At 63.8% G+C, this 14337-nt stretch carries 5 protein-coding genes; all 5 read left to right on the top strand.

Annotated elements, in window-relative coordinates:
* Window positions 1–247 precede the first annotated feature (247 nt).
* The 5 genes from J3U87_RS27790 (at window position 248) to J3U87_RS27770 (ending at window position 14284) form a co-directional block, all read left to right on the top strand.
* Complete coding sequence (locus J3U87_RS27790; protein ID WP_237379049.1) at window positions 248–11527, top strand: RHS repeat-associated core domain-containing protein; 11280 nt, start codon at window positions 248–250, stop codon at window positions 11525–11527.
* Between the two features lie 5 nt (window positions 11528–11532).
* A complete protein-coding gene (locus J3U87_RS27785; RefSeq protein ID WP_237379048.1) occupies window positions 11533–11874 on the top strand; it encodes a hypothetical protein in 342 nt (113 codons plus the stop codon).
* A 237-nt stretch (window positions 11875–12111) separates the two neighbouring features.
* The gene (locus tag J3U87_RS27780; protein WP_449222393.1) at window positions 12112–13410 is read left to right on the top strand and encodes an RHS repeat domain-containing protein; all 1299 of its coding nucleotides are present in this window, start codon (window positions 12112–12114) and stop codon (window positions 13408–13410) included.
* Window positions 13411–13510: 100 nt separating this feature from the next.
* The gene (locus tag J3U87_RS27775) at window positions 13511–13750 is read left to right on the top strand and encodes a hypothetical protein (protein WP_237379046.1); all 240 of its coding nucleotides are present in this window, start codon (window positions 13511–13513) and stop codon (window positions 13748–13750) included.
* A gap of 171 nt (window positions 13751–13921) precedes the next feature.
* Window positions 13922–14284, top strand: a complete 363-nt coding sequence (locus J3U87_RS27770) for a hypothetical protein (protein ID WP_237379045.1) — start codon at window positions 13922–13924, stop codon at window positions 14282–14284.
* Window positions 14285–14337 lie beyond the last annotated feature (53 nt).

Raw genomic sequence — 14337 nt, 5'->3', positions numbered from 1 at the left:
CCAATCGAAGCAACCCAAGCATCGAGAGCAACCAACACCAAAGAGCGAAGCCCAAATCCCCGATCGATCAAGTCAATCGAAGCGACCAATACCCCGTCATGTTCCCACCTCCAAAGGGTCGTCGCGCCAGGTAGGTTCGGCTGCCAGCCGAACGCCCCGAAGCGACTCCACCTTCGCTGTTCCCGCAGTTCCAGAGAGCCGCAGTGACGTCCAAACATCAAAAACCAGTAACCCCCGTGGAGTCCCCATGCCCCGATTCGTTCCCAACCCGCGCTCCGTCCAAAGCGTTTTCCTCTGCCTGGCCCTGATTGGCGCCTCGGTCTTGTACGCACAGACCCCGACCTATCGGCCCGAGCTGCCTCGCGCCACCGATCACGCCGAGGCCATGCGCGCCCAGCGGCGTCTGGCCACACGCCTGCGCGACCGGCTGAACGCCAGCCAGAAACGGGACCTCAGCCAGGACGAAACCGCGGCCATCGCGTCCGATCGCGCCGAGTTGGACGACTGGCTGGCCCTCCAGATCCACCAGACGCGCGAGCTGATGGACCTAGTGACCCAAGACGAAAGCCAAGCCCGCCTTCAGCACGAGCTGGCCCGCCTGACCGACCTGCGACACTTACTCGACGACCACGCCAAAACCGCGGCCGACCTCCCTGATCGCATGACCGCCCTGCTGGCCGAGCCTGAACCTTCCGACTTGGCCCCCTGGGCCCCACTGTGGGCCAGCCCCGAAGCCGGCGCGGTGCCACTCCGCCGCGGACCGCCGCCAAGCACCGTAGACACCGTCGACCTCCTGGCCGAGGCTTCAGGCAATGCGGGTCCCGAACACCAGGCTAAAACCAGCCAAACCCCGCTGCTCGACCGCCTGCCCGCCGAAGCCCGCCAATCGCCGCTGGCCCTGCTGCGCTACCTCGAAATCCATCTCGCCCACGACCCCTACTTCGGCAACCAGCGCGCCCCGCGCACCGTGCTCGACGACCGCGCCGCCAACGACCTCGACGCCGCCCTGCTCCTCGCCGCCCTGCTCACCGAGATGGACGTCGAAGCCCGCGTCATCCACGGTCAGGTCCTGTTGCCGGCCGAGCCCGCCCTCGCCTGGCTGAGCGTGGCCGAGCCCGGCGCCGTCGCCGAGGTCCTGCGCGCCGCCGCCGTGCCCTTCGAACCGATCCTCGCCGAAGGCCGCATCGAGGCCTTTCGGCTCGAGCGCTTCTGGGTCGAGGCCTGGCTGCCGCTCTCAGGCTATCGCGGAACTGGGGCCGGCGCCGGCGACCGCGCTTGGCTTCCCCTGGACCCGCTGTCCCGCGGCACCGTCCCTCCCGACACCACCGACGCCTTCGCCGCCTTCGATCTCGACACCGTCGCCCTGCTCGACGCCTTCGAAACCATTGCCGGGGCCGACCTCCCGCTGAACGACCAAGCCCCGTCCGACAACGGTGCCACGACCTTCCTCGCTTGGCTCGACCAGCAACTCGCCGTCCACGGCGCCAACCTCGCCGACCTGACCGCCGGTTACGTCGCCCCGCCCGCCGGTCCCGACCTCCTGGCCCTGACCCTCCCGTTCACCGTCGAGCAGCGCCTCGCGACTTTCACGCCCTCGACCCTGCCCCGCGCGCTCCAGCACCGCGCCCGCTTCCTGGTCCGCGACGCCGCCGGCACCCCGATTCTCGAACACGAGCTCGCCCTTGCCGAGCTGGGCGGCCGCATCCTCTCGTGGGACGCCGTGCCGGCCACGCCCGCCGACTTCGAGTTGGTCGCCCTTCACGGCTCCCGCTGGCAGGTTCCCGCCCACCTGCTGCGCCTCAAGCCCGCGCTCCTGCTCGAAGGGAACCCGATCGCCACGGCCGACCTGGACTTCGCACCCGGCCAGCGCCTCGAACTCGACCTCGCGATTCAAACGCCAACCGAGACCTTCGCCACCGTCACCAACGCCCTGACCTGCGGTGGCTTCGCCGTGCTGGCCGTCTCCGGCGGCGGCCACCCCCTGGTCCCCGCCGCGACCGACCTGCCCGTCTACGACCCCGCGCGGCCCTTCGGCAACAGCCTGCACGCGGTCGCCACCGCCTACCTCCGCCGCGTGGCCGACACCCGCTGGACCCTGGCCAAGGCCATGCGCCTGCGCCTGGTCCAGCCCACGGCCGGTTTCGCCTGGGCCCGCGTCCACCACCGCCTGACCACGCTCGACGGCCTGTCCGCCGCGCTCGAACCCGTCGCCCTCGCACTCGACGCCGACTCCCTGCCGGCCCGGCCGGTCGCGCCCTCTGCAGCCTTCCCCGCCGAACGCCTCGCCGAGTTCCGCCGCCTCGACGGCCTCGCCGCCGCCCAGCAGGAGCGTCGTATCCTCGAATCGCTGCACCCCGACCTGCGGGCCGTCTCCGTGCCCGGCGTGCTCGGCTACGCCGCGGCCCAGGGCCTGGGCGTCGAGGACCTCATGCCCGGTGATCAAGACCGCCTGGACGCGTTCCCACTGCCCGCGTCGTTCCGGCTTCGCCTGGAGGACGCGCTCGATCAGGGGCTCCAGGTCCGGCTGACCACCGCGCCGCTGGCCCTGGGCGAGGCCACCGTCTTCGCCGCCCGACTCCACCAGCCCAGCGACGGCCGCACCGCCTGGCTGCTCGACGACGGCCTCAGCGGCGCCGTCACCGCCAACACCGCCAGCAGCCTGTTCAACATCCTGGGCGCCGCCTTCGCCTTCCCCGAGGTCGACCGCCGCGTTTTCGGCGACCGCGAGGTGGCCTTCCTCATGACCGTGCCCGGCTGGGACTTCGACGTCGTGCCCGCCGATTCCGGCAAGGCCGAGTTCCACTTCCTCGCCCTCAACTCTTTGGGCCGCCCGGTGCCCGACGCCTCGATCGAACTCCAGCTCCGCAACCAGCGCGACCAGGTCCCCGTTGGCTACCACAGCCACGCGGCCGTCACCAACGGCTTGGGTATCGCCGAGTTCCGGTTCCAGGTCCCGCCCTACACCGACCGCAACGCCCTCTTCGTCCAGCTCGAGGAAGCCCACCAGCACCTCTCGATGGTCTCCGCCTACCACTACGTGGCCCGCTCGGCCCAGGACCCCACCGTCGTCGCCAACAACGACGCCACCGCGCTCGTCAAGCCCGGTGCGGCCCGCACCACCGCCGTTCGGCTGGACACCACCTTCGAGAGCGAGAGCTTCAACTTCATCGTCACCGTCGGCCACGTGGCCAGCCTGTTCCCGTTCCTGCTGGACGCCCACGGCAACCCCATCGCCAACCACACCATCGAGCTCGCACTCCAGGGCACCAACACCTCCGAGAGCTGTGACGGCTTCGAAGGCATCGCCGCCGACTTCGTCGCCGAGGCCGGTAGCCTGCCGTACCGGCCCGACGCCGCCTTGTTCGAAGAACGCGACCTGCGCCAGCCCCAGCGGCGCGTCTCCTTCACCGCCCGCTTGTTCGGCGACGGCCTCTACCTCGAGCCAGGCCAGTTCGGCGACGTCGTTTCCTTTGGCGGCGGCATCGTCGACCGCGCCGAGGCGCTGGACATCTCCGGCGGGGGCGCCCCGCCGTTGACCGTCCTGCTCGTGTCGGCGCCCTACGACCCCGCCACCTCGCTCGGCGAGATCGACTACCCCGGCAACGCCGACTACGAAGGCCCCGTCTACGGCAGGTCCTGCATCCATCCCGCCCAAACCGGGATCGCCCCGCGCGGCACCGGCTGGGAGGCCGGCGACATCTGCGGGGTCAGCTACAGCGCCGGAAGCAACTTGCTGGGCCTCGACGACCCGGCCGCCGAGGCGGCCCACCGCAATCCCTGCTACCAGCTCCGCTTTGGTGACTTCGGCTGGAACGGCGTCAGCAGCGCCGACCGCAACGGCATGCCCCGCCGGCTCTTCCGCATCGATCCCGACAGCTCGGGCGGCCACCCGTTCGACATCCCGGTCGAGGTCACTAAAATCGTGCAGGTCGCCGTGCACGACCCCGGCAACGAAGGCGAACGCGAGGCTTTCGCCTGCAGTGCCAGCTTGGCCTGCAAGGACTTCTTTTTCGACCTGGGCGACCAGCACGTCCCTGTCCAGGAGCTGCGGCCCGGCTTCCTGCGCCTGCGCGACGGCCACCACGACGCCGACCTGCCCTACGAGCTGACCACCTTCGACGGGTTCGGCCGCTTCCAGCTTTCCTTCACCGTCGACCAGCCAGGCATCGTGCATGGCCGCTTCTACTACCACGTCGACAGCCAGGACCTCGATGACGGTAGTATCACCAAACTCGCCGACTCGATGGACACCGACTTCCTGATCGGGTTCTACAGTTGCACCTTCGACGAGCCGGTCAGCGTCGCGCTCGACGGCCGCAACCGCCAGGTCGCCGACGTCGCGGTGGCACCGACCTTCACACCGGCCGACCTGCCCTACCTGCGCCTGCACCGCTACGAGATCCTCAAGGACGGCGCCGTAGTCTCCGATTCCTTCCGCACCGGCAGCACGCGCATGCAGCTCCTGGCCGGCAGCGTCTGGGACCCCGACGCCCGCTACCAGATCCGCTTCAGCTACGACGTCGACCGGGCCGGCCAGCTCGCGCCCGAGGGGTTCACCGCCACCGTCGACGTGACCCTCGACCGCGGCGCCGACCTCGCCGTCATCGACATCGAGGAGCACAGCCTCTGGCTGGACACCAACCCGCCAACCGCCCGCAAGCGAGAGGTGGATCGCAAGGCGCCTGACGACGCCTGCGCCGATCCCGACGGCGACGGCCTTTTCCGCGCCTGGCCGGTCTTCGCCCAGCGCTACACCTACAGCCACCTCCAGGACTACCGCGACGTGGACCTCAGCCTCACCGACGAGGCCACCGGTTTCACCACCATGTTCATCGACGACCTGCCCACCACTGGCACCGACGAGGGCGAGCTGGCCGAGGCCCGCCTGCCCCACGAGGCGGCCCGGCCCTTCCTGTTCGAACGAGAGCCACCCACCACCGGCGGCTTCATGGCCTGGCAGATGACCGGCGATCCACTCGATAGCCAAGCGGGTCCGGTGTTCGGCCCCAAGCGCCTGCTGCCCTACAAGTTCCTGATCGGCGGGGTCGGCGTGATCGTGCCCGGCGAGACCGAAGACGAGCGGGCCCGCGGCTACGAGACCGACTACGAGCTGGTCCTGGAAGAGGACCCCGTCGGCGACGCCGACACGAGCTGCAGCGCCATCAACCGCAATCTCGGCTTCCAGCTCAACCACGAGGCCACGCGGGTCCGTTTCTCGCTGGGCGACCGCGTGCTCTACGACGGCGTGCCGCTGCCGCCCGGGCAGTACGAATCCAGCCACGACTTCCTGACGCCGGGTCTCTTCGAGTGGACCTTCGAGGCCGACTTCCGCGACGGGGCCCGCAACACCTACACCTTGACCCGAAGCGGCACGGTCGACATCGTCAAGCGGGTCCGCAAGCGCATGGCGATCGGGTCGACGGTGGTGCGCGGCGTCAACCTCAACTCGGGCAGCCTGAACGTGGGCAGTACCGATCTTCACATCCCGGGCCTCAACGGCGGGCTGGCCTTCACCCGCAGTTACAGCAGCGGCGGCGGCCAGAACTACAACCCGCTGGGCATCGGCTGGATCCACAACTACCAGTCGCGCCTGGTGGAGGGCGGCTGCGACATCCTGCAGGTCGTCGGCGGCGACGGCAGCGGCCAGGTCTTTCGGCGCCACAGCGACGGCCAGTACCGGCCGGCGATGCCCGGGGTCCATTCGCGCTTGGAGGCCAACGTCTACGGCGGCTACACCCTGATCACCAAGTCGGGCCGGGCCTACGTCTACGGACCGCCGCTGCCGTTCGATCCGGGCGGCGAGGCGCCGTTCACCTTCGGCCAGAACCTGCGCTTCATCGAGGACACCTTCGGCAACCGGACGGTGATCCGCTACGACGACCTCACCCGCCAGATCCGCGAGGTCCAGGAGCCAGGCGGTCGGAAGCTGGTCTTCAGCTACGACTACAGCGGCTTCTACCCACTGCTGACCTCGATCGCGACCGAGGGCGTGGTGCCCGCGATCACGGTTCACTTCGCGCACGACACCGACGGCCGACTGGTCCAGGTAACGCGCGACGAGCGAATCGAGCGCTACCAGTATACCCGGGCCTGCGAGGGCCACCGCCTGACCCAGTTCACCAACCCCAACGGCTTCGAGACGACCTACGTCTACTACGCGCCCGGCGAGCTGCCGGACCTTGCGGTGGACGCGGGCTGGATCAAGGAGATCCGCGAGCCCGAGGGCCTGACGACGCGATTCGTGTACTGGGACCAGGGCAACGGGATCACGGGCGCGGACGTCAGTGACGACCTGAGCACGACCAGCTACCAGTTCAACCTCAACGGTCAGCCGATCCAGATCACGGGCCCGCTAGGCACCAAGCGAATGACTTGGACCGAGGACGACGTCCTGCTGCTGAGCGAGACGGACGAAGCGGGGCGCAGCTTCAGCTACGGCTACGACGCCAACGGCAACACCATCCTCAAGCGCCAGGACGGCGTGATGGAGGAGACCTGGACCTACCATCCCCTGTGGAACAAGCCGCTGACCTACACCGACCCGCGGGGGAATGTCACGACCTGGGACCTCGACGAGGGCACGGGCGCGGTGCTGGCGGTCAACGACGCCATGGGGAACCAGACCGAGTTCGGCTACGACGCGCGCGGCCTGCTGGAGACGGTGACGGACCCGCGCGGCCACGAGACCAGCTACCGCTACGACGACCTGGGCTACGCGCAGACCCAGACCTTGGCCGACGGAAACGTGGTCCGCACGACCTACGATAGCCGTGGCCGATTGCGCAGCAGCCGCGACAGCGCCGACCGCAACACCAGCTACCGCTACGACCACCTCGACCGCTTGCTGGAGCGCACGTCCACGGCCGACCAGAGTGGCGGCCGTCTGATGCAGTACTTCGATCACCTGCCTATGGGCCAGCCCCAGCGGGTCCGAGACGGCGTACTCGAGATCGGCTACGGCTACGACGAACTCAACCGCGCCGTCACCTTGACCCTCGACCCCGGCGAGGGCCAGCCGCGCATGCAGCGCGACCTGACCTACGACATCCACGGTAACCCGATCCAGGAGGTCTGGTCGGGGGACCTGGGCATGACCAAGACTTTCGTGCGCGATTTCGACCCGGCCGACCGCCTCGAGCGCGAAACCCTCAACGGTCAGTTCTATTCGGCGCGAACCTACCGTGCGGGCACCGAGCTGGTGGCCTCGATCACGGATTGGCGTGGCGCCGTCACCCAGGCCAGCTACGACCCGAACCTCCATCTGGACGCCCTGACCCTGGCCACGGGGCACCAGCTCGATTTCGACTACGACGTGGCGGGCAACCGCATCCGCGAGGTGGACGGCAACGGCCACGTCACCAGTTACAGCTACGACCCGCTCAACCGGGTGGCGTTCAAGGTCGATCCGCTCGGCCACCGCACCGAGTACGACTACGACGCCAGCGGGAACCTACTCGGCTGGCGGAACCGGACGACCGGTGCGGGCGAGACCCAGCAGTTCGACGAGCTGAACCGGGTCGTGCGGCACACCTCCCTCAACCCTGCCGGCAGCGGCGACCAGGTCCGCAGCTACGCCTACCTTCAACACGGGCGCCGCGTGATCGAGACCCTGCCCGAGGACTTGCCGATCACCGTGGAGATGAACCAGCTCGGCCAGACCATCGCCATGAGTCAGGGCGACATCGTCGAGCGCTACCACTACAACGCCAACCACGGCGTCGTTCGGGTCGAGCATCCCGAGCGTTTCGAGACCCTGCGCCAGGTGGACGGCATGGGTCGGGTCGTGGAGGAGCGGGCACCGCACGACTACCTCACCCGCCACCGCTACGACATTTTCGGCAACCTCGTGGAGGCGACCGACCCGCGAGGGATTCACACCCAGATCAGCTACGACCGCTTCGACCGGCCCTTGACGCGTCAGTCCAGTCACGCGACCGGCACGATCACCGCGCACTGGAGTTACAGCCAATCCGCCGGGCGCACGACGGTGGTGGGCACGGATCATCGCGGCAACACCGTCACGGGCCTGTTCGACGAGCTCGACCGCCTGCTCGAGCAGACCGATGCGGCACGCGGTGCGACGCGTCATCAGTCGTGGGATGCCGCCAACCTGCGGTTCGCCCGCGATTACAACGGCAACGAGACCCATTTCCACTACGACGGCCTGAACCGGCTTTTATGGCAGCGCGATGCAGGCGGCGAGATCCGCACTGCGTACGACGACGAGCACCTGACCGTGCAGACCGTGGACCGGCGCGGGATCACGACGGTGGCCGGGTTCGACCAACTCGGCAACCTCCTGACCCGATCGCGGGCCGGGATCCGCCTCGAAACGAACCAATACGACCGCCAGAACCGGGTCCTGGTGCAGACCGACGCGGAGGGCATCGCGCGCCGCACGAGCTACGATGCCCACGGCCGGCTGGCGCGCCAGGCGGTCGGCGACCAAGTGACGCAGTTCCGTCAGTACAACCAGTTGGGGTACCCGGGCGAGGTGCACGACGGCCGGGTCAGCCTGTTCCAGACGCACGATTTCTACGGCCGGGTGGTCAGTACCACCAACGAGTTGGACGAGCAGGTGCGGATGACCTATGACCCGGCGGGCAACCTGACCTTGCGGGATGCGCCGTCGCCCACGGGTGAGCGGGCCCGAACGCAGCACGCCTACGACTTGCTGAACAATCTGCGACAGGTGATCGAGCCCAACGGCGCCGAGACCCGCTACGACTGGAACCCGACTTGGACGGAACAGACCGTCACCGACGCCGAGCAGGTCGTCAGCGCCTGGACCTACGACCTGGCCGGTCGGTTGACGGCGATTCAGCATCCGGGTCTGGGCGTGACCGGCTTCGGCTACGACGCCAACGACAACCGGACCTCGGTCGAGCGACCCATCGGCAGTGCCACCTTCGGCTACGACTACCGCGACCGGGTCATGGACGAGACCTGGCAGGGCAACGCCCACGCGGACGCCGCGATCCACAGCATCGACCGCGAGCGCGACGCCAATGGCAACCTGACCCGGGTGCGTCAGATCGGCAGCGAGGGCACCTACGAGCGCCACATCGACTACGACGACCTCGACCGGCCCTACCAGTTCAGCGATAGCCGCGGCTTGGGCCACACCATCGGCTACTACGACAACGGCACGCGCGAAAGTGTGACGGATGCGCGCGGGTTCACGGTGCGCTACACCTACGATCGGGCCAACCGGCTGGAGACGGCGGTGGTCGACGGTCAGGGGGTGGCGCGGTTCGCCTACCACGCCAACGGTCTGCCGGAAGAGATCTCCCTACCCAACGGGACCCGGGCCGCGTACGCCTTCGATCGGGCCAACCGGCCGACCGAACTTGGCCACGAACGTCCGGACGGCAGTGCCACGCGCTACCACGCGACCTATCATGCGGACGGCAGTCGCGCCAGTATGGTGGAGGACCGCGGTGATGTGGGTCGCTGGGAGACGACGTACCGCTACGACATCAACAGCCGGCTGACCGAGTGGACGCGGACCACACCGCAACACCGTCGGACGACCAGCCTGTCGCTGGACCGGGTGGGCAACCGCACCTACGAGCTCGAGCAGGGCGACGGCTACCTAAGGGAACGGGAATACAGCTACCAGCCCGGGCACCAGATCAGCGGGTTCGCCGAAACGACGCGTGAGGGCGAGGTGGTGACCGCTTCGCGGCAGGTGCTGTACGCCTACGACGCCAACGGCAACCGCACCGCCAAGACGGACGTGGATCGGCTCGCCAAGCGGGCGACGGCGACGCGGATGCGGTGGGACGCGCGGGACCGGCTGCGGCGGGTGGAGCACAACGGGATCGAGGCGTTGAACTTCGCCTACGACGACTTGGACCGGCGGATCCGCAAGTGGGGCGACAGCCGCCAGGGTTCGGCGATGCTGTACACCTGGGACGAGCTGGCGGTACTGAGCGAGCACGAAGAAGGGGCGGGCGCCGGCGGGGACCCTCTCCCGCTGGCGAGCTACGCCTTCGCGGGCCAGCGGCTGGCGATCGAGCGGGTCGGGGTGGGCGTGCAGTGGTTCCACCACGACCCGTTGGGCAGCGTGGCCGAGCTGACGGATGCGGCGGGTGCGCTGGTCGAGGCCAAGACCTTCGACCCGTGGGGTCGCGAGGAGCAGGTGTTCGCGAGTGCGGCGGGCGGCTACAACCGCTACGGATTCACGGGCCACGAATACGACCCCGAGACCGAGCTGACATACGCCAAGGCGCGCTACTACGACCAGGACTTGGGCGTGTTCGCAAGCATGGACCGCTGGGACTTCGCCCAGTTCGACCGCCCGCCGAGCCTGCACCGCTACCAGTACGCCAGCCGCAACCCGTTGGCCTTCATCGACCCGACGGGAAACAACGACGTCAGCCTGGACGGGTTCATGGATTTGGTGCACGACGCCAACGCGAATATCCAAATCGCGCAGACCTCGGTGCAAAAGAGTGTGATGGGCTTGCTCAAAGGAGCGCTGAGTGTCGTGGTGGAGGGCGCCGAAGAAACCGTCAAGATGGCACTCGACTTGGGCATGACAAACGTGAGCATGACCCACTATGCCCTGACGGGTGAGTTCATCGATTTCCAGATGCAGAGCGCGATCGGCAAGGGTTCCGAGCAGGGCATGACCCACGGGGACCTGTTCAATGGCGTGGTCACGGGTGTTGCCAACCTGCCCGTGGAGTACGGCAAAGCGATCGCATCGGGTGATCCGGAGCGGATCGGTAAAGCGACGACCAACCTGATATCGGTGATGTGGGGCTTCCGAACGCTGAATCCCGCGACGCTGAAGGCGGGAGTCACCCAAGGCGTGAGCCGCGTCACGCGCGGTGTCAAGGCCAGTGCGAAGATCGTCAAGGAAGGTGTGGAGAAGACGGCGACGGTCGCCAAAAGGGTGAAACAGGGCGCCAAAGTCACCCTCGCCAAGGCGAAAGGGGCCGCCACGACAGCGGGCCGCGTTGCACGCATCTACGGGAGACAATTCGGCCGGGAGCTGATGAAACCCAGGCTGGGGTCGCTCGGCGGCAACTTCCAATTCGCAATCGACGCTGGCGTCCGAGTAGCCAGCAGGATAAAATCAGGGAAGGTTGTCGCATCCCGCAAAATAAAAGTTAATACCAAAAAACTAAGATATGCCAAAGTCAACCAATTAAAAAATAAGGAAAAAATATTGCCAACAGGAGATATTGATCCAGCGGCTGATGCTTTGGCAAAAAGATTGAAGGGAGAGGCCAGTGTCAAGATGGAAGGCTTTGGGAACAGAGAGTTCGATGCCATTAGCCAAGAATATGTTGCGCAGACTTTTGGTGGAGAATCATTTGCTTTTAAACCAAAGAGCTTCTTAAGTAAACGACGTAGAAATCAGATCAGAGAAACCTTAAGAGCTGCACGGGAAACAGGAAGAGAAGCTTTTTTTGAATTTGTTGGTAATAGACCAGCCCAGGAGGTGGTGGACTTTATTAATCGAAATGCAGATAGAATCAATGCTAAATATAAGATTGACATACAGACTAGGTGAACAGCATGGCAAATACTATCCGTGAGTATGAAGGATTGATCAAAATTAATGATCTAACTACTCAAAAAGTGGATCAAATATTGAAACTGTTTGTTTCTAAAGAATTAGAGTACGATCTTTATGAGTCACAGCTTGAAGTTCAATATACAGGTAGGGATTTTAATCGAAGTTTCGAAAAAATCTTAATTGAGCTTGCTCAAATAATTATAGACGCAACAGGAGAAATAACTTGTCAAATAGATGATGATGAGAATGGTTTGTCATTTGAGTATTATACAATAAACAATGGCCGCCTTTTTTGTCAAGAAGGAAAAATTCAAAGAGGAGCTGCTCGCATTGTTGAGTGAATGTTGATATTGACAATGATAAGATTTTTAATTTAAGATAAACTTGGCGCTCCGCTGGTTTTAAATGTGTCAAACTAGTCCTTTACCCAAAGCGAATGCTGCGGAAAGCGTATAAAGCTTTTTAGTATGGATCTAATCAAACCAATCGGCATAGCAGGTTCGCAGAGATAATCTAACTTTTGCAAGCAGTCGAGACCTTAATCCTTTATCCCTTTGTTGACTATCTCTACCATAGGCGTGCAGTGGTTTCACCACGATCCACTGGGCAGCGTCGCCGAGTTGTCGGATGCGGCGGGTCGGTTGGTCGAAGCCAAAACCTATGATCCCTGGGGTCGTGAGGCGCAAGTGTTCAGCAGCAGCGAAGGTGGGTTCAACCGCTACGGATTCACGGGGCACGAGTACGATCCCGAGACCGAGCTGACGTACGCTAAGGCCCGTTACTGCGATCAAGATCTGGGCGTGTTCGCGAGCATGGACCGCTGGGACTTCGCCCAGTTCGACATGCCGCCAAGTCTGCATCGGTACCAGTACGCGAACCGTAATCCCTTGAGGTTCATCGATCCCACCGGTAACGAGGGGAAAGCAGCCGATGCCGAAACGGATAAAGATCACGAAAAGTTATTGAAAGCCCGAGGCATAGTGCCAGGCACCGTAAATTCGTCGACCGATACCGCGGTAAAAGTTGCCAACATAACCACGGAATTTCTCTTTGATATCACTCCGTACGGCGACTACAAAACGATCACGAACCCTGAAGCAGGCAATGTTGAATACGGGATGGCCCTGTTTGGTCTTTCAGGCGGGCCGGTCCTCAAAATGATCGCCAAGGTGGGCAAATGGTTCACCAAATCGCGAAAAGGAAGAAAAGCGGCAGAAGGTTTGGATGAGGGGATCGAGGCCACTTCCGACGCTCTGGACAGCTCCAAGGCCACCTCTCGGGCGGACGAGATGTTGGACGCGGGCGAGGACACCCGACGAGCCAAGGTCACCAAGGAAAACGCCACCAGCTCAAGAACCCGAGGTGCCGACGTCGAAACCCCGAAAGGGACACCGAGATCTCTTCGGAATGGCGCAGGGAGCGCCGCCGAGAGGACGAGCCAGTCCGTGGAGGAGGCTGCCGAGCAAGCGAGAAGAAAGGCGGCACGCCACGAATGGCGCGTCAAGAAACGCAATACAGTTGCGAACATTAACAGCGAACGAATCCAAGCAATTGGCGACATTTTGCGTGGCAAGAAACCGCGAGCTGAAGTAAGTTCTTTAAAAAGGCCAACACCAAAAAAAGAGCAAGCATCTGTAACCCGAAAGAAATCTGGTTCAACACCAACCCAAACCACATTTAAGAGAGACATTACTACAGTTTTAGATGATGATGGGTCAAAGTTGCTTAACGCTACCACAAAAAAGAGGGTTAAATTGGAAATTATGTTTGACGAGATTCGTGAAGGCAACACGCCTAGGCTAAAAGGTGTTCACATTGATGGGGCGAGACCTGGGGAGGTCGGACTGAAAGAGTTAAATGAATTAATTCGGATTTAAGGAAAAAAAGAGGGAATTGATAAAATACTACTTGAAGGAGCGCGAGGGTCCACAGGGAAATACAAGGGTAAAGTGCCAAAGATTAGGGAGATTTTAATAGATGAATAAAGTCAAGGTCGTTTTTGGAGGCTGGGAGGAAGGTTTTGCAGGTATAAGTCTCACCAAGGCACTGTTGAAATTTTCTGAGATGAGGTTTCGGGATGCAAAAATTAATACAGATTTACTTTTGGATGGTAAGCGAATAGAGATTTGGTTAAAAGAAAGAGGGAGTGCAGAGCGACTGATAAAAGAAGCGAGAAGCTGCGGGGTGCAAATAGCCGAAATTCAAAACATTCACTAGGGTAGATTTAAAGCCTTTTGTTCACATACTAGATTTGGAAGAAGTGGTGTGTGACCTGCAATACAAGCGATTGGAGAACTCGGGCTAGGTGTGCGATGACCGGGTAAGCCGTAACCTGGGTCATGATTAATACGGTCGGGGGAGCGGGCCCGAACGCAGTACGCCTACGACTTGCTGAACAATCTGCGACAGGTGATCGAGCCCAACGGCGCCGAGACCCGCTACGACTGGAACCCGACCTGGACGGAACAGACCGTCACCGACGCCGAGCAGGTCGTCAGCGCCTGGACCTACGACCTGGCCGGTCGGTTGACGGCAATTCAGCATCCGGGTCTGGGCGTGACCGGCTTCGGTTACGACGCCAACGACAACCGGACCTCGGTCGAGCGACCCATCGGCAGTGCCACCTTCGGCTACGACTACCGCGACCGGGTCATGGACGAGACCTGGGAGGGCAACGCCCACGCGGACGCCGCGATCCACAGCATCGACCGCGAACGCGACGCCAACGGCAACCTGACCCGGGTGCGTTAGATCGGCAGCGAGGGCACCTACGAGCGCCACATCGACTACGACGACCTCGACCG

Origin of the sequence: Sulfidibacter corallicola (assembly GCF_017498545.1) — a bacterium.
GTDB lineage: Bacteria > Acidobacteriota > Holophagae > Acanthopleuribacterales > Acanthopleuribacteraceae > Sulfidibacter > Sulfidibacter corallicola.
The sequence above is the reverse complement of the archived record's forward strand: the minus strand, read 5'-3'. Positions and strand labels throughout refer to the sequence as shown.

What these genes read in the sequence shown, in the direction of transcription:
- J3U87_RS27790 (WP_237379049.1), top strand. Translation starts at nt 248, where the DNA reads ATGCCCCGATTCGTTCCCAACCCGCGCTCCGTCCAAAGCGTTTTCCTC.
- J3U87_RS27785 (WP_237379048.1), top strand. Translation starts at nt 11,533, where the DNA reads ATGGCAAATACTATCCGTGAGTATGAAGGATTGATCAAAATTAATGAT.
- J3U87_RS27775 (WP_237379046.1), top strand. Translation starts at nt 13,511, where the DNA reads ATGAATAAAGTCAAGGTCGTTTTTGGAGGCTGGGAGGAAGGTTTTGCA.